Genomic DNA, 21,438 nt, shown 5'->3' with positions numbered 1-21,438 from the left:
TTTCCTCGAAAATTCGGCGTCTGGCAGGCTGGACTAAGGCCTTTTCTCATACTAAGAAGATTGACGTATTCAGGTTGTCAGACATCCAGACAATATAATTGCTGTGGAGGCAGTGGTCGGATGGGCTGAAAGTGGGAGGGATCAAGCTTGGTCGAAATCAGGACTGTCGATGCTGCTGCAATTTTGCCGGAAGATCATCGGGATGCGATCCTGATTGGTCGCGTCTGGTCCAAGAGCGAAGACGGCCCATGCCCCGTCCTGTTGAAGGATGGCGTTCTCTACGATCTCTCCAGGCTTGCGCCGACCGTCTCGGAACTGCTCGAAATGCACGATCTCGTCGATCGTCTGTCAGACACGCTGCAGTTTGCAGCGCTCGGTGCCTTTGAAGCCTTTCTTGATGGCTCCGCCGGACAGTTGCTTTCGCCAAACGATATTCAGGCCGTGAAGGCGGCCGGCGTCACCTTCGCCGACAGCATGCTGGAACGTGTCATCGAAGAACAGGCCAAGGGCGATCCGCAGCGTGCGCAGGACATCCGCGGCCGTCTGGCTCCAGTGCTTGGCGATAGTCTCAAGGGTGTCGAGGCCGGCTCCGAAAAGGCTGCCGAGGTCAAGCGCCTGCTGCAGGAAATGGGCCTCTGGTCGCAATATCTGGAGGTCGGGATCGGCCCGGATGCGGAGATTTTCTCCAAGGCGCAACCCATGTCGTCCGTCGGCTGCGGCTCGCTGATCGGCGTGCATCCGAAGTCGCAGTGGAACAATCCCGAACCGGAAGTGGTGCTCGCCGTCACCTCCGATGGCCGCATCGTCGGCGCAGCCCTTGGCAATGACGTCAACCTGCGCGATTTTGAAGGGCGCTCCGCCCTGCTGCTGAGCAAGGCGAAGGATAACAACGCGTCCTGCTCCATCGGCCCGTTCATCCGTCTGTTCGACGGCAAGTTTACACTGGACGACGTGAAGCAGGCACAGATTTCGCTGCTCGTCGAAGGCGAAGACGGGTTCACCATGACGGGCGTCAGCCCGATGCAGGCAATCAGCCGCACGCCGGAAAATCTGGTGTCGCAGCTTTTGAACCGCGATCACCAGTATCCGGATGGCGCCGTCTTCTTCCTCGGCACGATGTTCGCTCCGGTCAAGGATCGTCATGGTCCAGGTCTCGGCTTCACCCATGCCAAGGGCGACCGCGTGGAAATCTCAAGCCCGAAATTGGGCAAGCTGATCAACTGGGTGGCCAGCACATCCGATTGTCCGGAATGGACCTTCGGCACGACGGCATTGATGCGCAATCTCGCAAAGCGCGGGCTTCTATAACGTCCGTCGCAGGCGAGCGATCTCGCTGACGCGACACGCATATCCACAGGCTTAAAACGTTGCGCGCGCGCCTCTTTGTGTTCGCGCCGCTTCGGATCATTCTCGGGAGGGGAAAGATGCAGAAAGTCATCAATCTTTTTTACCGCATCCTCGAGACCATTCTCGTCGCGCTTCTTGCAGGCATGGCAATCATGGTCTTCGTCAATGTGGTCATGCGCTACACCATGAATTCCGGCATCAACGTCTCGGAAGAACTGGCGCGCTATTTCTTCGTCTGGATCACCTTCATCGGCGCGGTTGTCACCTTCCGCGAAAACAGCCATATGGGCATCGAAACGCTGGTGATGTTCCTGTCGCGGCGCTGGCGCATTTTCTGCATGATCCTGTCCAACATCATCATTCTTCTGTGCTCGGCGATCTTCTTCTGGGGAACGTGGAAGCAGTCCGCCATCAATGCCAGCATGCATGCACCTGTAACTGGGCTGTCGATGATCTGGGTCTATGGCGTGGGCATGTTCACCGGCGGAATCATGTTCATCATCGCGCTCGAACGCCTCTATCGCTTTCTGACCGGCAAGGTCCGCGAAGACGAGATTGCCGCCTTCGCCGGTGAAAATCTCACCATCGAACAGCTTTCGGAGCGCTGACACATGACACTTCTGGTTTTTGTCGGCTCGCTTCTCGGCGCCATGGCAATCGGCGTTCCCGTTGCCTTTTCGCTGATGTTCTGCGGCGTCGTGCTAATGTGGTACATGGGCATGTTCAATACGGCGATCATCGCCCAGAACATGATCTCCGGCGCCGACACCTTCACGCTGCTCGCCATTCCCTTCTTCATCCTGGCCGGTGAATTGATGAATTCCGGCGGTCTGTCGCGCCGCATTATCGACTTTGCGATTGCGCTGGTCGGCCATATTCGCGGCGGTCTCGGCATCGTTGCCATCGTTGCCGCCATCATCATGGCGTCGATCTCCGGTTCGGCGGCGGCGGATACCGCCGCACTCGCGGCGATCCTGATCCCGATGATGGCGAAGGCCGGTTACAATATTCCGCGTTCCGGCGGTTTGATCGCTGCCGGCGGCATCATCGCCCCCGTCATTCCGCCGTCGATGGCCTTCATCGTCTTCGGTGTTGCGGCAAACGTCTCGATCACCCAGCTTTTCCTCGCCGGTATCGTGCCCGGCATTCTGATGGGCGCATCCTTGATCATCGCCTGGCTGATTGTCGTGCGCAAGGATAACGTCCAGCCGCTGCCGAAGACGACGGCAAAGGAACGTCTGGTCGCGACGGGCCGTGCGGGATGGGCCCTCGGCATGCCAGTCATCATTCTTGGCGGCATCAAGGCCGGTATCATGACGCCGACGGAGGCCGCCGTCATTGCTGCGGCCTACGCACTCTTTGTCGGTATGGTCATCTACCGCGAATTGAAGCCTGCCGATCTGTGGCATGTGCTGCTTCGGGCTGCCAAGAGCACATCGATCATCATGTTCCTGGTTGCCGCAGCACTTGTTTCTGCCTGGCTGATCACCGCTGCCAATATTCCGGCTGAGGTTGCAGGCTTCATCGAACCTCTGATCGACCGTCCGATGCTCTTGATGGCCGTGATCATGGTGCTGGTCTTCATCGTCGGCACTGCGCTCGACCTGACACCTACCATCCTGATCCTGACGCCTGTCCTGATGCCGATCGTCAAGCAGGCGGGCATCGATCCGGTCTATTTCGGCGTGCTCTTCATCATCAACAATGCCATCGGCCTCATCACGCCGCCGGTCGGTGTTGTCCTCAATGTGGTTTCGGGTGTCGGGCGCATTCCGCTCGGCAAGGTGACGGTCGGCGTCTGGCCGTTCCTGGTCGCCGAAACCATCGTTCTGGCCCTTCTGGTGATCTTCCCGCAGATCGTCATGGTGCCGCTGCAATATCTGCGGTGAGGTTACCCCTTCACCCAATCACTTTTGCGGTCGTAAAGCCGCATACATCTTGACTGGAAATGCTCAATTCCAAGGGAGGAAACCATGAGAAAGCTACTTCTACTCACGACAGCCATCGCCTTCACCGCCGGTGCTTCCGCACCCGCTTTTGCTGAATACAACAGCCGCATGATCCGCGTATCGAACGGCATCAACCAAGATCACCCGGTCGGCAACGGCATCAAGGCCATGCAGGCCTGCCTCGACGAGAAAACCGGCGGCAAGCTGAAGATGACCGCATTCTGGGGCGGCGCCCTCGGCGGCGACTTGCAGGCAACCCAGGCACTGCGTTCGGGCGTTCAGGAAGCCGTCGTCACCTCGTCCTCACCGCTCGTCGGGCTGATCCCGGCGCTTGGCGTGTTCGATCTGCCCTTCCTGTTCTCCAACACGAAGGAAGTCGATGCCGTTCTGGATGGCGAGTTCGGCGACATGATGAACAAGAAGCTGGAAGAGCAGGGCCTCGTCAATCTGGCCTACTGGGAAAACGGCTTCCGCAATCTCTCCAACTCCAAGCGCGCGGTCGACAAGTGGGAAGACTTCTCGGGCCTCAAGGTCCGGGTGATGCAGAACAACATCTTCCTCGACACCTTCCAGAACCTCGGCGCCAATGCAACGCCGATGGCCTTTGGCGAAGTGTTCTCCGCACTTGAGACCAACGCGATCGATGCACAGGAAAACCCCTATGTGACGATCGACACCTCGAAGTTCTACGAGGTGCAGAAATTCGTCACCGAGACGAACCACGCTTACACGCCGTTCCTCTTCCTCTTCTCCAAGCCGATCTTCGACAGCTACACGCCCGAAGAGCAGACAGCCCTTCGTGAATGCGCAATTGTCGGTCGTGACGAAGAGCGCAAGGTCATCCGCGCGCTGAATCAGAAGTCGCTGGACAAGATCAAGGAAGCCGGTCTCAAGGTGAACGTGCTGTCTGCGGAAGAGCAGGCGCGTATCCGCGAAAAGTCCGCGGTCGTCTACGAAAAGCACAAGGCTGAAATTGGTGCAGATATCGTTGACGGCATTCAGGCCAAGCTCAAGGAAGTTCGCGCTCAGTAGTTTGCGCTAAGATTTCAATACCGAAACGCCCGGTGACAGATCGTCGCCGGGCGTTTTTGTTTCTCAGGACATGTGAGGCGCCCATAAAGGCCTCAAGCCGCTACAGGCTTGTTCTGGCGGTTTTCGATCAGGTCATCGACGACCGCGGGATCGGCGAGCGTCGAGGTGTCGCCGAGCGCGCCGAAATCGTCTTCGGCGATCTTGCGCAGGATTCGGCGCATGATCTTGCCGGAGCGGGTTTTCGGCAGGCCGGGAGCGAACTGGATCTTGTCCGGCGTTGCCACCGGGCCGATCTCATCGCGCACATGCTTGACGAGTTCGGCGCGCAGCGCTTCGTCGCCGGTCTTGCCCGCCATCAACGTCACATAGCAATAGATGCCCTGTCCCTTGATATGGTGCGGATAGCCAACCACGGCCGCCTCCGAAACGGCGCTGTGCGAGACGAGCGCCGATTCCACCTCTGCGGTTCCAAGACGGTGGCCGGAGACGTTCAGCACGTCATCGACGCGGCCGGTGATCCAGTAATAGCCATCCTCGTCGCGCCGGCAGCCATCACCGGTGAAGTACTTTCCCTTATAGGTGGAGAAGTAGGTCTCTATGAAGCGCTGATGGTCGCCATAGACGGTACGCGCCTGGCCTGGCCAACTGTCGGTCATGCAAAGATTGCCGTCGGCCGGACCTTCCAGCACCTTGCCCTCGGCATCGACCAGTTCCGGCTTGACGCCGAAGAAGGGGCGGGTGGCCGAACCGGGCTTCAGGTCGGTGGCACCGGGCAGCGGCGAAATCAGGATGCCGCCGGTTTCCGTCTGCCACCATGTGTCGACGATCGGGCTCTTATCCTCGCCGACCACATGATAATACCACTCCCAGGCTTCCGGGTTGATCGGCTCGCCGACCGTGCCGAGGAGGCGGATGCTGGAGCGCTGCGAGCGCTTGACGAACTCGTCGCCGGCGCCCATCAACGACCGAAGCGCGGTGGGTGCGGTGTAGAAGATATTGACCTTGTGCTTGTCGATGACTTCCCAGAAACGTCCCTGGTCGGGGAAGTTCGGCACACCTTCGAACATCAGCGTCGTGGCGCAGTTGGCAAGCGGTCCATAGACGATATAGGAATGGCCCGTTACCCAGCCGACATCGGCCGTACACCAGTAGATGTCGCCATCCTTGTAGTCGAAGACATATTCATGCGTCATCGACACATAGACGAGATAGCCGCCGGTCGTGTGCAGCACACCCTTCGGCTTGCCGGTGGAGCCTGATGTATAGAGAATGAAGAGCGGGTCTTCCGCCCTCATCTTCACCGGCTCGCAATGGGGTTTTACGTTCGCGGTTTCCTGGTGGTACCAAAGGTCGCGACCGGGCGCCCAGTTGGTCTTGCCGCCCGTGCGGCGCACGACCAGGACCTTGTTGACGATGACGTGCTGGCGCGCGGCGATATGGATCGCCTTGTCGGTGTTTTCCTTGAGCGGAATGGGCTTGCCGCCACGAACGCCTTCATCGCAGGTGATGACGAAGGTGGACTGGCAGTCGACGATTCGGCCGGCCAGCGCTTCGGGAGAGAAGCCGCCGAAGACGACGGAATGGATGGCACCGATGCGGGCGCAGGCAAGCATCGCATAGGCCGCTTCCGGGATCATCGGCATATAGATGGTAACGCGGTCGCCCTTCTTGACGCCGTGCTTTTTCAGCACGTTGGCGAGGCGGCAAACGGCGTCATAGAGCTGGTTGTAGGTGATCTTCTTGTCGATATAGGGATTGTCACCTTCCCAGATGATCGCGGTGCGTTCGCCATGCGTCTTCAGGTGGCGGTCGATACAGTTGTAGGAGACGTTGGTGAGGCCGTCCTCGAACCATTTGATCGGCACCTTGCCCTTGAAGGAGGTGTTCTTGACCTTGGTATATGGCTTGAACCAGTCGATCCGCTTACCGTGCTTGCCCCAGAATTTCTCCGGATCTTCCACGCTGTCCTGATACCATTTCAGATAGCGGTCATTGTCGATCAGAGTGCCGGTTTTGGCCGATTTGAGAACCGGGTAGATCTTCGCAGACATGAACTCCTCCTCATGCAGATTGTCTTTTTAAGTCTGGAGACTCCTGTCCTCCAGTCATGTGTCCAATTCATAACAGGTTGGTGACATCCGGCAATTAGACAAAGGTCATTTGTTTCTCGAACAATTGCAATTCTGATGCAATCCGGTTATAGAGCGCTCATATTTCCGGAAATCAGTGGTTTCATTCCACGCCCGCGACACCGGCGCGGACGCTCAGAAGGATTGTATCTATGGCTCAAACACTGCTCATGCCGAAAGCGACGGCTGTCTGGCTCGTTGACAACACGGCGCTGTCGTTCGATCAGATTGCCACGTTCTGCAAGCTTCACCCGCTTGAGGTCAAGGCAATCGCCGATGGTGAAGCAGCGCAGGGCATCAAAGGTCTCGATCCGATCGCAACAGGTCAGCTTTCCCGCGATGAAATCCAACGCGCCGAAGGCAACCCGAACCACAAGCTGAAGCTTTCCGAGCCGAAGGTTCGCGTTCCAGAATCCAAGCGCCGTGGCCCGCGCTACACGCCGGTGTCCAAGCGTCAGGACCGTCCGAATGCCATTCTCTGGCTGGTGCGCAACCATCCGGAGCTGAAGGACGCGCAGATTTCGCGTCTCGTCGGCACCACCAAGTCGACCATCGAGCAGATCCGTGACCGCACCCACTGGAACGCCGCAAACCTGACACCGATGGACCCGGTCACGCTTGGCCTCTGCAGCCAGATCGATCTCGACCTCGAAGTCGAGCGCGCATCGCGCGGTCGCCCGCTTCCCACCCAGGAAGAACTGGATGCGACCTTGCAGCCTGCAAGCACCACCGAAAAGCTCGGCTTCAACTATGAGCGCGAAGAAGAAAAAGAAATCGACGCCAACGCCGTTTTCGCCAAGCTCTCCTCGCTCAAGTCTACCCGCAAGGATGAAGACGAGGACGACAACTACTAACAGTCTATCCAATAATCGCCGTTGGCCGCCTGCAAATGGCAATTTCTGTGCTTCCGGTGCTCACGTACTTTAAGTACGCTGCGCTCCGGTTCTCGAAACCACCATTTTCGTCAGACCAACAGCAATTCTTGAACAGACTGTAAGGCGTTTGGTCGGTCCTGATACTGCCCGCATCCAGAATGCCCCTATTGAAGCCCCGGTTTGCGCCGGGGCTTTTTGCTTTCTGCCGTTCGAGCAAACTGCAAAAGAAAAACCTCCGCAGCGCAGGGCTGCGGAGGTCAATCTGAAATCATCACGTCTTTTTTGTCTTATGCGTGGTTCATCTGTCGCTGCGGCATGTTGATAGATGGCACACCGGTCTTTTCGTCGTCGTTGACAAGGCCGCTTGCTCTGAGCAGCGAGGTGAAGCGGCCACCGCGCAGGCTGAGTTCATCGAAGGTACCCTTCTCGATGATCCGGCCATTGTCCATGAACAGCACCAGATCGGCGTCGCGGACAGTCGACAGACGGTGCGCGATGATGAAGGTGGTGCGATCCTTGCGCAGCGCATCGACGGCGTCCTTGACGCGTGCTTCGGTTTCCACGTCGAGCGCACTCGTCGCTTCGTCCAGAACCAGGATCGGCGCATTCTTCAAAACCGCACGGGCAATGGCGATACGCTGGCGCTCACCACCGGAGAGACGGTTGCCGCGCTCACCCACCTGCGTCATGTAGCCATTCAGTCTGCTGTCGATGAAGTCGGTCGCAGCCGCCGCAGTTGCGGCCTGGACGATTTCATCGTCGGTTGCCGAATCGCGGCCCAGGCGGATGTTGTCGCGGATCGAGCGGTTCAGAAGGCCGGCGTCCTGGAACACGGTTGCAATCGAGCTTCTGAGCGACTGGCGCGTCACTGTCGAGATGTCGATGCCGTCCACAAGGATCTGGCCGGAGCTCGGGTCATAGACACGCTGCAACAGGTTGATGAGCGTGGTCTTGCCTGCACCCGTCGGACCGACAATGGCGACCGTCTCACCGGCATTGGCGACGAAGGAGACGTCATGGACGCCCTGCTTGGTGTTTGCAAAGCCGAAATTGACGTTGCGGAATTCGACCGTGCCTTCGACGTGACCGAGTTCGCGAGCCGAATTCGGTTCTTCACGCTCCTGGACGGAATCTTCCAGCTTGAAGAAGTCCTCGAGCTTGGCGCGGGCTTCGAAAATCTGGCTGACGAAAGCGCGCATCTGGTCGAGGCGGCCGATCAGCAGGTTGGCAAAGCCGATAAAGGCAATGACGTCACCGACGCGAAGCTCGCCATTCTTCACCAGGATCGTACCGATGACGAGGATGATCATCATCGACAGCGTCGAGGCCGTGCGGTTCAGCGCGCTGGCGAAAGCCCACCAGTCGAGAACCGGGTACTGGGCGCTCAGCAGGCGCTCGGTGAAGGACTTCAGAGCCTTGGTTTCGGCTTCGATGCGGTTGTAGCTGTGCAGCACCGAGACGTTGCTGATCGAGTCGCTCACATGGGCAAAAACGGTGTGATAGTGCTCCTCGACGGAGGCCTGGCCTTCCTTCGTGCGGTTCATCACCCACTTGCCGATGAACCAATAGAAAATACCCAGGCCCACCAGCACGAAGCTCAGGCGAACGTCCATCGAGAAGGCAGTCGGGATCAGCAGCGCGACGGCAACGAAGGTTGCCAGATGGGTGCGCATGAATTCGAGCCAGAGGCCGAACAGCGTCTCGCTGGCGCGCAACAGCGTATGCAGCGCGTTGGAAGTGCCGCGCTGATGATGCCACGATAGCGGCATGGAAATGATGCGGCCGAAGGCTTCGGTCAGAAGCGAGGCGCGGCGCCCATGGGCAAGCCGGTCCGCCTCACGCGCCACGGCAACGTAAGCCACTGTATTGAAGAGGCCGAACGCACCCCAAAGAATGAGGATGTTGGTTGGAACGGACCCTGTCGACAGCGCATCGATGATCTTGCCGAACAAAACCGGCTCAGCGATGGTGATTGCCGCAAGAATAACGTTTGCAACAACAACGATCGTGACCCGCCATTTGTTGGTTGCAAGGTAGCGCAGGGCGCGCGTGTAAACTTGAAACAGTGTCAATTTCCAAATCCCGTCTTCATGTCAGTCCTGCCCTTTGGGGCGAAACCCTTACCGTCAGCGACAAGGGCGATTGCGGGCTATGCAAGCAGTTGTTTTATCGCTCTTTCTACATGAATGGGCGCTTAACGCCGGGGCTTTTGAAGCGAGACTCGAAAAAAATCGCGTTCTGCACCATCTGAATATTTTGGATTGTCAAATCGATCCATTTCGCGGAAAAGTTTCAATGCATGACACGTTTCTTTATTACATATTTGCCGCGTTTGAACTTGGCTGCTAAGGGGTGCGAAAGACCTACCCCCTGCAAGGTTTGTGGTCTTTTTTATTGCCAGGATCTATTTTGAGATGCAGACCCTATTTACGTTCCTGGACACCCATGCAGAGCCAATGGGTCTGGATGAATTTCTTTTTTCTTTCCAGCAGGTTATGAGCCAATACGGGTTTGACTATTATCGTATTTTCCGACGCGCCGTCCGGCGGGCCGCGGTCAAGGATGAGGTGCTGGCGCAGCAGCAGCCCGAGGGGTGGCCCGCGATTTACGACGCTAAGAAGTATAGTGAGGTCGATCCCATCGAGCGATCGCTCTGTCTCTTGCAAAAACCGGTGCGGTGGCGGGATGCGGTGTGCCTTCTTCCGCAGGCGACGCATCGCAAGCGTGCGGCGAAACTTTTTCAGGATGCGGCTCGACATGGACTGCGGGAAGGCTATGCTTTTCCAATTCACGGGCGCAACGGCATGCTGGGTGGCGTTGTCATCAGCGGCCTTGGCTGCCATCTGACAGAACGTGAACTGGCGATCTTCGATGCGGTCATGCGTGTCACGTTCTGGCGTGTTGCGGATTTGACCGGACACTCGGAAGATTTGCTTTCCTCTCCGGATCTTTCGGTGGCGCAGCTGACGCGCCGGGAGCGCGATGTGCTGACGCTACTGGCGCTCGGCAACACATCGCCGGAGATCGGCAAGGCCCTTTCGATCACCAGTCATACGGTGGATTGGTACCTCAGCGGTATCCAGCGCAAGCTCGGTGCGCGAAACCGCCAGCATGTCGTGGCGCTTGCGTTTCGCTGCGGCTTGATTGGTTGACGCATTCAGACGCGCGGACCAGAACCAGGATGATGAAAATCGTCCTTTCCAACATGCGGTTTTGCTGCTTAATTCCGCGGTGCAGCATGTTGGAGTGCTCATAAGGTTCTTGGGAGGCCGTTTTGAAGATATCGAAAATTCTCGTTGCCAATCGTTCGGAGATCGCAATCCGCGTATTTCGCGCCGCCAACGAGCTCGGTATAAAAACGGTCGCCATCTGGGCCGAAGAGGACAAGTTGTCCCTGCACCGCTTCAAGGCGGATGAAAGCTACCAGGTCGGACGCGGTCCGCATCTTGCCAAGGATATGGGTCCGATCGAGAGCTATCTGTCGATTGAGGAAGTGATCCGCGTCGCCAAGCTCTCGGGCGCTGACGCCATCCATCCAGGCTACGGCCTCCTGTCGGAAAGCCCTGAATTTGTCGATGCCTGCGATGCCGCCGGCATTACCTTCATCGGCCCACGCCCGGCAACCATGCGTCAGCTCGGCAACAAGGTGGCCGCGCGCAATCTGGCGATTTCGGTTGGTGTGCCGGTTGTTCCGGCCACCGAGCCTCTGCCGGATGATCTTGCGCAGGTGGAACGCATGGCCGAGGAGATCGGCTACCCGGTGATGCTGAAAGCCTCATGGGGCGGCGGCGGTCGCGGCATGCGCGCCATTCGCAAAAAGGAAGATCTGGCGCGCGAAGTCACCGAAGCCAAGCGCGAAGCCAAGGCGGCCTTCGGCAAGGACGAAGTCTATCTGGAAAAGCTGGTGGAACGCGCCCGCCACGTGGAAAGCCAGATCCTTGGCGATACGCATGGCAATGTCGTCCATCTCTTCGAGCGTGACTGCTCCATCCAGCGGCGTAACCAGAAGGTGGTCGAGCGCGCGCCAGCGCCGTATCTGTCGGAATCGCAGCGCCAGGAGCTTGCCAATTATTCGTTGAAGATCGCAGCCGCGACGAATTACATCGGCGCCGGCACGGTCGAGTATCTGATGGATGCCGATACCGGCAAGTTCTACTTCATCGAGGTCAATCCGCGCATCCAGGTGGAGCACACGGTGACCGAAGTCGTCACCGGCATCGATATCGTCAAGGCGCAAATCCACATTCTCGAGGGTGCTGCCATCGGCACGCCCGAATCCGGCGTGCCTGAGCAGAAGGATATCCGTCTTAACGGTCACGCGCTTCAGTGCCGCATCACCACGGAAGATCCCGAGCACAATTTCATTCCCGATTACGGTCGCATCACCGCCTATCGTTCGGCCTCGGGCTTCGGCATTCGTCTGGATGGCGGCACGTCCTATAGCGGCGCCGTCATCACCCGCTATTACGATCCGCTGCTCGTCAAGGTCACCGCATGGGCGCCAAAACCCGATGAGGCGATCAGCCGTATGGACCGCGCGCTGCGCGAATTCCGTATCCGCGGCGTGGCGACCAATCTCACCTTCCTGGAAGCGATCATCGGTCACGAGAGCTTCCGCAACAACACCTATACGACGCGTTTCATCGACTCGACGCCGGAGCTTTTTGCCCAGGTGAAGCGTCAGGACCGCGCCACCAAGCTTTTGACCTATCTGGCCGACGTCACCGTCAACGGTCACCCGGAAACCAAAGGTCGCGCCACGCCTTCCGACAAGGCCGTCAAGCCCGTCGTGCCCTACATCGAAGCGCCGACGCCGGACGGTACGAAGCAGTTGCTGGACAGTTTGGGGCCGAAAGGCTTCGCCGACTGGATGCGCAACGAAAAGCGCGTCCTCGTCACCGACACGACCATGCGCGACGGTCACCAGTCGCTTCTGGCAACGCGCGTTCGCACCCATGACATCGCCCGCGTGGCAAGCGTCTATGCCAAGGCGTTACCGCAGCTTCTGTCGCTGGAGTGCTGGGGCGGTGCGACCTTCGACGTCTCTATGCGCTTCCTGACCGAAGACCCATGGGAGCGTCTGGCGCTGATCCGCGAAGGCGCGCCAAACCTGCTTCTGCAGATGCTTCTGCGCGGCGCCAATGGCGTCGGCTACAAGAACTACCCGGACAACGTCGTCAAATATTTCGTCCGTCAGGCGGCAAGGGGTGGGGTCGATCTCTTCCGTGTCTTCGATTGCCTGAACTGGGTCGAAAACATGCGCGTCTCGATGGATGCGATTGCCGAAGAGAACAAGCTCTGCGAGGCGACGATCTGCTACACGGGCGACCTGCTGAATTCGGCGCGGCCGAAATACGATCTCAAATATTACACCAATCTTGCCGCTGAGCTTGAAAAGGCCGGCGCGCACATCATCGCCGTCAAGGATATGGCGGGTCTTCTGAAGCCTGCCGCCGCGAAGGTTCTGTTCAAGGCCCTGCGCGAAGCAACCGGCCTGCCGATCCATTTCCACACGCATGATACGTCGGGCATTGCTGCGGCCACCGTGCTAGCCGCAGTCGATGCGGGCGTGGATGCCGTGGATGCGGCGATGGATGCCTTCTCCGGCACCACCTCTCAGCCCTGCCTTGGTTCGATCGTCGAGGCGTTGTCCGGTTCGGAACGCGACACCGGTCTCGATGCGGAGTGGATCCGTCGCATCTCCTTCTACTGGGAAGCGGTGCGCAACCAGTATGTGGCCTTCGAAAGCGACCTCAAGGGACCGGCATCGGAAGTCTATCTGCATGAAATGCCAGGCGGCCAGTTCACCAACCTCAAGGAACAGGCGCGGTCCCTCGGTCTTGAAAGCCGTTGGCATGAGGTGGCGCAGGCCTATGCCGATGCCAACAAGATGTTCGGCGATATCGTCAAGGTCACGCCATCCTCCAAGGTGGTCGGCGACATGGCGCTGATGATGGTCAGCCAGGATCTGACGGTGGCCGATGTCGAAAACCCGGAAAGGGAAGTTTCCTTCCCGGATTCAGTTGTCTCCATGCTCAAGGGCGATCTCGGCCAATCGCCGGGCGGCTGGCCTGAAGCGCTGCAGAAGAAGGCCTTGAAGGGTGAGAAGCCTTACACCGTTCGCCCGGGCTCGCTTCTGGAAGATGCCGACCTCGATGCGGAGCGCAAGGCGATCGAAACCAAGCTGGAGCGTCCGGTCGATGATTTCGAGTTTGCCTCCTATCTGATGTATCCGAAGGTCTTTACCGATTTCGCGCTTGCTTCGGAAACCTACGGTCCTGTCTCGGTACTGCCGACCCATGCTTATTTCTACGGCATGGAGGATGGCGAGGAGCTGTTTGCAGATATCGAACGCGGCAAGACCCTCGTCATCGTCAACCAGGCGTCTTCGGGTGTCGACGACAAGGGCATGGTCACCATCTTCTTCGAGATCAACGGCCAGCCGCGCCGCATCAAGGTGCCGAACCGTGCCCATGGTGCCAGTGGCTCGGCTGCCCGCCGCAAGGCAGAGCCGGGTAATGCCGCCCATGTCGGCGCGCCGATGCCGGGCGTTATCTCCCGCGTCTTCGCCAATGCCGGCCAGGATGTGAAGGCGGGCGACGTTCTGGTCTCCATCGAAGCGATGAAGATGGAAACGGCACTGCATGCCGAGCGGGACGGCAAAATCGCCGAAGTCCTCGTAAGGCCAAGTGATCAGATCGATGCCAAGGATTTGCTGGTCGTCTACGCAGAATAACGAAGCGACATCAAGAGTGACGAGAATGCCCGCCACCGTGCGGGCATTTCCGCTTGTAGATAAGCCTTCCGACATGTATGCATGTTTGTGCACGATTCCACATGTTGGTGCCGAATGTCTAAAATCGACCACTTCGTCAGCGAGCGTCAGACACTGATCTTCGCCGAGCTGCAGAGCAAGGGCCGCGTTCTCGCGCAGGATCTCGCCCAGGCTTTCGATGTTTCGGAAGACACGATCCGGCGCGATCTTCGCGATATGGCAGGGCGTGGACTTTGCGAGCGCGTCTATGGCGGGGCCCTGATATCCGGTGGCAAGACGGTGCCGCTCAGCCACCGCGTGACGGATATGCAGGACCGCAAGGATATGCTCGGCCAAGCGGCGGCGGCGTGCATCACATCGAAAATGACGATCTTTCTCGATGCCGGCTCCACCAATCTTGCCATCGCTCGTCACCTGCCGAAGGGCGCGGGGTTGACCGTCATCACCAATACGCCGGTGATCGCGGCAGAACTTTCCGGCCGCGCCGATCTGGAGCTGATCGTGGTCGGCGGGCGAATTGATCCCGCCGTCGGTGCCGCCATCGATACAGTGGCGATCTCCCAGCTGGAGGATATGCGACCCGACCTCTGCATCCTCGGCGTCTGCGGCATGACGGCTGATGGCGGGCTGTCCGCCGACATCTATCAGGACGCGACCTTCAAGCGGCTGGCCTGCAAGGCGAGTGCCAGAACCTTGGCGGCGATCACCACCGAGAAGCTTGGTATGGGCGCGGCCTTCCACGTGGCGGCGCTCACTCCCGACCTCACCCTTGTTCTGGAGAGCGATGCGGATGAGGCTTTCGTCCGCGATCTCCGGAGACAAAATCTCGACATTCACCTTGCCGGGCGTGACGCCCGTGCCTCATCCCATCCGCATTCGCCGAAGGACCAGCTCGCATGACCGGCTCCCCCATGTCCGTCTCCACCGCCCGCACCCCCTATATGACGAAAAACCGCTTTGGCGTCTCCCTGCTGTTCCTGATGAACGGCTTCATGATGGGCTCCTGGGCGCCGATGATTCCCGAATTTGCCAAGCGCCTTTCGCTGAGTGAGGCTGAGCTTGGGCTTGTCATTCTCGTCTTTGGTCTTGGCTCGCTGTCCTGCATGCCGGTTGCCGGTTCGCAGATCGCCCGCATCGGGTCGCGCTCCGTGACGCTCTTCTGCGCCGCCATCTTCGTGCCGACACTGCTTCTCATCACTCTCTCCAACACCGTCTGGGCGGGCGTCATCACTGTCTTTCTTTTCGGCGGTCTGACGGGCGCCATGGATGTGGCGATGAATGCCAATGCCGTTGCGGTGGAGCGCGGCATGCGGCGCGCCATCATGTCGTCATGCCACGCCTTCTGGAGCCTTGGCGGCCTGATCGGTGCGGGTCTTGGCGGTCTGCTCATCACCAAGATCGGCATCTATGGTCACGCCGTTGCGCTCACCATCATCGCTGCAGCCCTTCTTGCAATTGCCTGGCCGCGCGTCATGGTGGATCGTCCTCACCCTGAAGAAGAACGGCCAAAGGGTGGCTTGCCGCTTACACCGCTGCCCTGGATCATCGGCCTGATGGCACTGTTTTCCATGGTGCCGGAAGGCGCGGTCCTCGATTGGGGTGCGCTCTATCTGCGCAACGAGCTTGGCGCATCGGTTGCCGTTTCCGGCTTTGCCTTCGCCGCCTTCTCGCTGACCATGGCGGTCATGCGCTTTGCGGGCGACCTGGTGCGCGAGCGTCTTGGCGCCGTGCGCACCTTGCAAGTCTGCTCGGCCCTGTCCATCATCGGTCTTCTGATCGCGGGTGCTGCCGGAAACGCCTTCATTGCCATTATCGGCTTTGCCATTGCCGGTATCGGTATCTCCAACATGGTGCCGATCGCTTTTTCCGCTGCCGGCAACATGCCGGGGCTGGCGCCTGGCATCGGTCTGTCTGTCGTCACCACCATGGGCTATTCCGGCATTCTGGTCGCGCCCTCGGCCATTGGCTTCATCGCCGAACATACCGGGCTTGCGAGCGTCTTCCTCTTTATTCCGCTTCTGCACGTGGTCGTGCTGCTGCTCTCCAGGCTTGCTCGTCATGCCGATGGGGCTAGCGGTCACTGAGCCACGCCAATCATTCCGGCCGGCTAGAGCGCTTCCAATCGCTAAGGAAGCGCTCTCGTTTTGAGTCGGGTGTGAGACGGGCTCGAATTTCGCCACGATTGCGGTAAAATAAAGCAGGGCGCGCAAAAGTGTGAAGCGGTTTTGCGATAACGCCATGCGAACAAGAAGACCGTAAAGTGTGAGAGCGAAGCGACACGCTTTGACAGTTGAATGCTTCGATGTTGACAAGGCGCCCGCCTTGATCCACCTGAATGATGACCCTTACCGCAGTTGCAGAGACCATGATGAACGCACACGCCGATTACGATCCGAAGCCCCGCCGCGCCTCCGTTGCCGTCGATGTCGGTGGCGTGATCGTCGGTGGCGGTGCGCCGGTCGTTGTGCAATCCATGACCAATACGGACACGGCCGATATTGATGCGACGGTCCAGCAGGTTGCAGCCCTTCATCGCGCGGGCTCGGAGATCGTCCGCATCACCGTGGACCGGGATGAGAGCGCTGCTGCCGTTCCAAAAATCCGCGATCGCCTGTTGCGGCTTGGCATGGATGTGCCCCTTGTCGGCGACTTTCACTATATCGGCCACAAACTGCTCGCCGATCATCCGGCCTGTGCCGAGGCTCTGGCGAAATACCGCATCAATCCCGGCAATGTCGGCTTCAAGGACAAGAAGGACAAGCAGTTCGGCGACATCATCGAGATGGCGATCCGCTACGACAAGCCGGTGCGCATCGGCGTCAACTGGGGTTCGCTCGATCAGGAACTGCTGACGAGCCTCATGGACAAGAACAAGGATGCCGGTTTTCCGCTGTCCGCCCGTCAGGTCACGCGCGAAGCCATCGTCCAGTCGGCGCTGATTTCCGCCGAGCTTGCCGAAGAGATCGGCCTGCCGCGCAACCGCATCATTCTCTCTGCCAAGGTCAGCCAGGTCCAGGATCTGATTGCGGTCTATTCGATGCTGTCGGAGCGCTCCGACCACGCGCTGCATCTCGGCCTCACCGAAGCCGGCATGGGTTCCAAGGGCATCGTCGCCTCGTCGGCTGCCATGGGTTATGTGCTGCAGCAGGGCATTGGCGATACGATCCGCGTGTCGCTGACACCGGAGCCGAATGGCGATCGCACCCGCGAAGTGCAGGTGGCGCAGGAACTGTTGCAGGTCATGGGTTTTCGCCAGTTCATTCCCGTGGTTGCCGCCTGTCCGGGATGCGGGCGCACGACGTCGACCGTTTTCCAGGAACTGGCGCAGAACATCCAGAACGATATTCGCAAGAACATGCCGGTCTGGCGTGAGAAATATCCAGGCGTCGAAGCGCTGAACGTCGCCGTCATGGGCTGCATCGTCAATGGTCCGGGCGAAAGCAAGCATGCCGATATCGGCATTTCGCTGCCCGGAACCGGCGAGAGCCCTTCCGCACCCGTCTTTATCGATGGTGAAAAGGCGTTGACCTTGCGCGGTCCGAACATCGCCTCGGACTTCGAGGCGCTGGTCATCGACTATATCGAAAAACGTTTTGGCCAAAAGGACGCGGCGGAGTGAGTCTCGACCGTGAAAATGCCCGAATCGCTGTGTCTTACCTCCCGAAACTCACGGAGCAATGATTTCCAATGATCAAGAAGTTTGCTGTTCTTGCGCTTGCCGCAACTTACCTTTCCGCCTGCACCACGACCGACCCCTACACGGGTGAGCAGAAGGTCTCGAACATGGCGGGCGGTGCAGGGCTTGGCGCGCTGGCCGGTGCGGTTGGCGGTCTGGCGATCGGCGGCGGCAACAAGGGCCGCAATGCGCTGATCGGTGCTGGCATCGGCGCGCTCGCCGGCGGCGCAATCGGCGGCTATATGGACAATCAGGAAGCCGAGCTTCGCCAGCAGTTGCAGGGTACCGGCGTCTCCGTCACGCGTCGTGGCGACAGCATCGTGCTCAACATGCCGTCCAACATCACCTTCGCGACGGACCAGGATCAGGTGATCCCGCCATTCTACCCGACGCTGAATTCGGTCGCGATCGTTCTGAACAAGTTCAACAAGACCTATATCGACGTCAACGGTTTCACCGACTCCACCGGCAGCCTGAACCACAACCAGCTCCTGTCGCAGCGCCGCGCTGCCTCGGTTGCCAACTATCTAGCAAGCCAGGGTGTCGATCAGCGCCGCATGTCCACAATGGGCTTCGGCCCATCGCAGCCGGTGGCATCCAACGCAACGCCGGACGGCCGCGCCCAGAACCGCCGCGTGGAAGTGTTGATCTCGCCGCTGACGCAAAACGGCTAAGACGCAATCGCGCCTATTGGATTTTAGAAAAGGGCTGCTTTGGCGGCCCTTTTTGTTGTGGCTGTGGAGATGTTGGACAGGCGTGAGAGATACTTACGCCCTCAGCTCTTTCGCTCAGCAATAAAGCGTGCCGCTTCCACGAGGATCTCTGCCTTCTCGCCATAGGGCGCAAGCAGGTTTGCGGCATCGCGCACCTGCTCCTGCAGCTTGGCGCGCGCCCAGTCTTCGCCACGCAGTGCCACCAGCGTGCCTTTGCCGCGGGCGGCGTCCTTGCCGGTGGCCTTGCCCATCGTGGCGGCATCGGAGGTGAGATCGAGGAGATCGTCGGCAAGCTGGAAGGCGAGGCCGATCTTTTCGCCGAAGCGGCGCAGCGTCTCGCGGTGAGAGGCATCGTTTCCGGCAATGATGGCGCCGGCCTCACAGGCAAAGCGCAGCAGTGCACCGGTCTTCATCGCCTGCAATGTCACGATGCCCTGTTCGTCCGGTGCCTGTTTTTCCGCCGCCAGATCGAGCGCCTGACCGCCGGCCATGCCGCCAATGCCCGCGGCGCGTGCCAGTGCCAGCACAAGGGCCGTCTTCTGATCGCCTGTCAGCGACGTTTCCGGGCTTGCGATGATGTCGAAGGAAAGGGTAAGCAGGCTATCGCCCGCAAGGATCGCAGTCGCCTCGTCGAACTTCCTGTGCACGGTCGGTTGGCCGCGGCGCAGATCGTCGTCGTCCATGGCGGGAAGATCGTCATGCACCAGCGAATAGCAGTGGAGGCATTCCAGTGCAGCGCCCACACGCTGGGCCGCAGCCTCATTGCCGCCGAGCAGCCGTGCCGTCTCAATGACGAGGAAGGGCCGCAGGCGCTTGCCGCCGTTCAGCACGCCGTGGCGCATGGCGTCCAGCAGATTTGCGGGCCGTGCGATCTCGTCTTCACCGACTGCGCCCGTCAGAAGCTCTGCCAGCAGTTTTTCCGTGCTCGCCGCGTTGTCTCGCAGCCGTGTCTCGAATGTCATGGCGCCGCTTCCTTCCATCTCGCGGCTGTTTCGCATGGGGGAAAAGGGCTGGCAAATGTTTTGTTGAAGGGGTGCGGAACTTCACCATCGTGAGTAGCCTTGATGGTGCGAGCGGAATATGAAAGGCTTGATCTGAACGAGCGGGGACGGGATGTGAGCAGTACGCCGGAAAGCGAAAGGGAGTACGAGGCGCTTCCCGACGAGGAGAGCAGGCCGAAGTTGGATATCAAGAACCTCGCCAAACGCGTCGGCATGTTCGTGCTGGCGCTTTTGATCCTGCCCTATCTGCTGATCCCTCTCTATGCGCTTCCCTTCATTCGTCCCGTCTCGACGCTGATGCTTGCCGATCTGGTAACCTTCCAGGGCTACGATCGGCAATGGGTGCCGCTGGAGGATATTTCTCCCCGCCTCATCCAGTCGGTGATGATGTCGGAAGACGGCCAGTTCTGTTTCCACCATGGCGTGGACTGGAACCAGATGCAGGATGTCGTCAACGACGCGCTGGAAGGCGAGGCCACACGTGGCGCCAGCACCATTCCGATGCAGACGGCCAAAAACCTGTTTCTCTGGAACGGGCGATCGCTCATCCGCAAGGGAATGGAGCTTCCGCTTGCGCTCGTTTCCGACTTCGTCTGGTCGAAAAAGCGGATGATGGAGATCTATCTCAATATCGCCGAATGGGGCCCGGGCATCTACGGCATCGAGGCTGCAGCGCAATACCATTTCAAGGTGCCAGCCTCCAAGCTCACCTCTCGCCAGGCTGCACTTCTGGCCGTATCCTTGCCAAACCCGATCGATCGCAATGCCAGCAAGCCCGGCCGCGGCATGCAGCGTCTTGCGGGGTTGATCGAGCGCCGGGCCAGAGGCTCCGGCGCTTATGTGGGCTGCGTGCTGGACTGACCTGCTTCAGCCCTTCGTAAAGATGTAGTCCGTTTCCTGCCGCAGCGTTTCGCCGGGACGAAGGATCGCCTTGGGGAAGCCTTCGTTATTGACGGCGTCCGGCCAGATCTGGGTTTCCAGGCAGAAGCCGGCAAAGGGGCCGTAGTGGCGGCCATCGTGGCCCGGAACGGCGGTGTTCAGCTTGAAGCCGGAATAGAACTGCACGCCGGGTTCCGTGGTGTGGACTTCCAGCGAAATGCCGGAGGCCGGAGCGCGAACATGCGCCACCTTGCGCTTGCCCACACGCTCTGCGGACAGGCAGAAATTGTGGTCGTAGAGCACCTGTTCGCCCTTGTCGTCCTTCAGGCTCATCGGCGTCGGCTGGCGCAGATCGAACACCGTTCCCGAGACAGGGCGAATTTCGCCGGTCGGGATCTGGCGCTCATCGGTCGGCAGATAGTGATCGGCGGCGATTTCGATCTCGTGGTCGAGTGCGGTTTCGGCACCGTCGAGATTGAAATAGGAGTGCTGGCAGACGTTGGCGATGGTCGGCAGATCGGTCGTCGTTTCATAGAGAACCGAAAGAACGCCGCCTTCGCGGATCGTGTAGGTTGCCGTCATCGTGCAGTTGCCGGGATAGCCGGCGCGACCGTTCGGATCGATGATCTGCAGAACGACATGGCTTGGCCCGTGTTCCATGATCAGCCAGTTGCGCTTGCCCGTGCCGTCGCTGCCGCCATGAAGATGGCTGACGCCCTTTTCGTTGAGCTCCAGCTGATAGTCCTTGCCGTCGATCGAGAATGCGCCGCCACCGATGCGGTTGGCGTTTCGGCCAGGTGTGGCGCCAAAGTAGGAGGAGTATTTCGGATAGTCGTCAAAGGCGTCGAAGCCGAGCACCAGCGGCGGCTGATGACCCTCTAGGCGCAGATCCTGAATGACCGCACCCCAGGTCATCACCTTGGCGGTCAGGCCGTCGGCGGAAATCGTCACCCGCTCGACCTTTTCGCCGGTGGCCGTAATGCCGAAATTCTCCCGTGCGCCTGCTTCGCTCATCCCGAATTCTCCCTATCGCTTGCGATTTGCGCCGGACGTTGCGTCATT

General features: G+C 59.5%; 16 protein-coding genes. 12 read left to right on the top strand and 4 right to left on the bottom strand.

Translation table 11 applies throughout. The features are described 5' to 3' along the window. Positions 1-147 precede the first annotated feature (147 nt). The 4 genes from ACTJK5_RS19830 to ACTJK5_RS19815 all read left to right on the top strand — a co-directional run bounded on the left by ACTJK5_RS19830 (position 148) and on the right by ACTJK5_RS19815 (position 4,328). Positions 148-1,308: a fumarylacetoacetate hydrolase family protein gene (locus ACTJK5_RS19830; RefSeq protein ID WP_440613068.1), complete on the top strand. Its 1,161-nt coding sequence runs from the start codon at positions 148-150 to the stop codon at positions 1,306-1,308. A gap of 116 nt (positions 1,309-1,424) precedes the next feature. Then, positions 1,425-1,955 carry a TRAP transporter small permease gene (locus tag ACTJK5_RS19825; protein WP_062424782.1) on the top strand — a complete coding sequence of 177 codons (531 nt, stop codon included), beginning with the start codon at positions 1,425-1,427 and terminating at the stop codon, positions 1,953-1,955. A 3-nt stretch (positions 1,956-1,958) separates the two neighbouring features. Beyond that, entirely contained in the window at positions 1,959-3,236 is a 1,278-nt protein-coding gene (locus ACTJK5_RS19820) for a TRAP transporter large permease (protein WP_062424783.1), read from the top strand. Between the two features lie 84 nt (positions 3,237-3,320). Continuing rightward, a complete protein-coding gene (locus tag ACTJK5_RS19815) occupies positions 3,321-4,328 on the top strand; it encodes a TRAP transporter substrate-binding protein (RefSeq protein WP_062424784.1) in 1,008 nt (335 codons plus the stop codon). Positions 4,329-4,420: 92 nt separating this feature from the next. On the opposite strand, the gene acs is transcribed toward ACTJK5_RS19815, so the two are convergent. Continuing rightward, a complete protein-coding gene (acs, locus tag ACTJK5_RS19810) occupies positions 4,421-6,379 on the bottom strand; it encodes an acetate--CoA ligase (RefSeq protein WP_440613067.1) in 1,959 nt (652 codons plus the stop codon). Between the two features lie 230 nt (positions 6,380-6,609). Between acs and ACTJK5_RS19805 the strand changes: the two genes are divergently transcribed. After that, positions 6,610-7,311 (top strand): DUF1013 domain-containing protein, encoded by a 702-nt coding sequence (locus ACTJK5_RS19805; RefSeq protein WP_062424786.1) that lies wholly within the window; start codon positions 6,610-6,612, stop codon positions 7,309-7,311. A 308-nt stretch (positions 7,312-7,619) separates the two neighbouring features. On the opposite strand, the gene ACTJK5_RS19800 is transcribed toward ACTJK5_RS19805, so the two are convergent. Continuing rightward, positions 7,620-9,404 (bottom strand): glucan ABC transporter ATP-binding protein/ permease, encoded by a 1,785-nt coding sequence (locus ACTJK5_RS19800; RefSeq protein ID WP_062424787.1) that lies wholly within the window; start codon positions 9,402-9,404, stop codon positions 7,620-7,622. Between the two features lie 309 nt (positions 9,405-9,713). Between ACTJK5_RS19800 and ACTJK5_RS19795 the strand changes: the two genes are divergently transcribed. The 6 genes from ACTJK5_RS19795 to ACTJK5_RS19770 all read left to right on the top strand — a co-directional run bounded on the left by ACTJK5_RS19795 (position 9,714) and on the right by ACTJK5_RS19770 (position 18,457). Further along, positions 9,714-10,484 (top strand): helix-turn-helix transcriptional regulator, encoded by a 771-nt coding sequence (locus ACTJK5_RS19795; RefSeq protein ID WP_440613066.1) that lies wholly within the window; start codon positions 9,714-9,716, stop codon positions 10,482-10,484. Positions 10,485-10,606: 122 nt separating this feature from the next. After that, on the top strand, positions 10,607-14,068 hold the full coding sequence (pyc, locus tag ACTJK5_RS19790; protein ID WP_062597410.1) for a pyruvate carboxylase: 3,462 nt from the start codon (positions 10,607-10,609) through the stop codon (positions 14,066-14,068). A 114-nt stretch (positions 14,069-14,182) separates the two neighbouring features. Beyond that, entirely contained in the window at positions 14,183-15,007 is an 825-nt protein-coding gene (locus tag ACTJK5_RS19785; RefSeq protein WP_440613065.1) for a DeoR/GlpR family DNA-binding transcription regulator, read from the top strand. Continuing rightward, the gene (locus ACTJK5_RS19780; protein ID WP_440613064.1) at positions 15,004-16,191 is read left to right on the top strand and encodes an MFS transporter; all 1,188 of its coding nucleotides are present in this window, start codon (positions 15,004-15,006) and stop codon (positions 16,189-16,191) included. The genes ACTJK5_RS19785 and ACTJK5_RS19780 overlap by 4 nt, the downstream gene beginning before the upstream one ends. A gap of 284 nt (positions 16,192-16,475) precedes the next feature. Further along, on the top strand, positions 16,476-17,726 hold the full coding sequence (ispG, locus tag ACTJK5_RS19775) for a flavodoxin-dependent (E)-4-hydroxy-3-methylbut-2-enyl-diphosphate synthase (protein ID WP_062424814.1): 1,251 nt from the start codon (positions 16,476-16,478) through the stop codon (positions 17,724-17,726). Between the two features lie 68 nt (positions 17,727-17,794). Beyond that, the gene (locus tag ACTJK5_RS19770) at positions 17,795-18,457 is read left to right on the top strand and encodes an OmpA family protein (protein ID WP_062424792.1); all 663 of its coding nucleotides are present in this window, start codon (positions 17,795-17,797) and stop codon (positions 18,455-18,457) included. Positions 18,458-18,558: 101 nt separating this feature from the next. Here the strand turns inward: ACTJK5_RS19770 and ACTJK5_RS19765 are convergent, their stop codons facing one another. Next, positions 18,559-19,458, bottom strand: coding sequence for a polyprenyl synthetase family protein (locus ACTJK5_RS19765; RefSeq protein ID WP_440613063.1), 900 nt, complete (start codon positions 19,456-19,458; stop codon positions 18,559-18,561). A gap of 252 nt (positions 19,459-19,710) precedes the next feature. On the opposite strand from ACTJK5_RS19765, the gene mtgA reads away from it, so the two are divergent. Next, a complete protein-coding gene (gene mtgA / locus ACTJK5_RS19760; protein ID WP_236769768.1) occupies positions 19,711-20,358 on the top strand; it encodes a monofunctional biosynthetic peptidoglycan transglycosylase in 648 nt (215 codons plus the stop codon). Between the two features lie 6 nt (positions 20,359-20,364). Here mtgA and ACTJK5_RS19755 read toward each other — a convergent pair whose 3' ends face one another. After that, positions 20,365-21,390: an aldose epimerase family protein gene (locus tag ACTJK5_RS19755; protein WP_440613062.1), complete on the bottom strand. Its 1,026-nt coding sequence runs from the start codon at positions 21,388-21,390 to the stop codon at positions 20,365-20,367. Positions 21,391-21,438: the final 48 nt, after the last annotated feature.

The organism is Agrobacterium sp. 22094 (genome assembly GCF_052046015.1).
Lineage (GTDB): Bacteria > Pseudomonadota > Alphaproteobacteria > Rhizobiales > Rhizobiaceae > Agrobacterium > Agrobacterium cavarae.
The sequence above is the reverse complement of the archived record's forward strand: the minus strand, read 5'-3'. Positions and strand labels throughout refer to the sequence as shown.

Coding starts and splice junctions, on each gene's coding strand:
- ACTJK5_RS19825 (WP_062424782.1), top strand. CDS start 1,425: ATGCAGAAAGTCATCAATCTTTTTTACCGCATCCTCGAGACCATTCTC.
- ACTJK5_RS19820 (WP_062424783.1), top strand. CDS start 1,959: ATGACACTTCTGGTTTTTGTCGGCTCGCTTCTCGGCGCCATGGCAATC.
- ACTJK5_RS19815 (WP_062424784.1), top strand. CDS start 3,321: ATGAGAAAGCTACTTCTACTCACGACAGCCATCGCCTTCACCGCCGGT.
- acs (WP_440613067.1), bottom strand. CDS start 6,379: ATGTCTGCGAAGATCTACCCGGTTCTCAAATCGGCCAAAACCGGCACT.
- ACTJK5_RS19805 (WP_062424786.1), top strand. CDS start 6,610: ATGGCTCAAACACTGCTCATGCCGAAAGCGACGGCTGTCTGGCTCGTT.
- ACTJK5_RS19785 (WP_440613065.1), top strand. CDS start 14,183: ATGTCTAAAATCGACCACTTCGTCAGCGAGCGTCAGACACTGATCTTC.
- ACTJK5_RS19780 (WP_440613064.1), top strand. CDS start 15,004: ATGACCGGCTCCCCCATGTCCGTCTCCACCGCCCGCACCCCCTATATG.
- ispG (WP_062424814.1), top strand. CDS start 16,476: ATGAACGCACACGCCGATTACGATCCGAAGCCCCGCCGCGCCTCCGTT.
- ACTJK5_RS19770 (WP_062424792.1), top strand. CDS start 17,795: ATGATCAAGAAGTTTGCTGTTCTTGCGCTTGCCGCAACTTACCTTTCC.
- ACTJK5_RS19765 (WP_440613063.1), bottom strand. CDS start 19,458: ATGACATTCGAGACACGGCTGCGAGACAACGCGGCGAGCACGGAAAAA.
- mtgA (WP_236769768.1), top strand. CDS start 19,711: ATGTTCGTGCTGGCGCTTTTGATCCTGCCCTATCTGCTGATCCCTCTC.
- ACTJK5_RS19755 (WP_440613062.1), bottom strand. CDS start 21,390: ATGAGCGAAGCAGGCGCACGGGAGAATTTCGGCATTACGGCCACCGGC.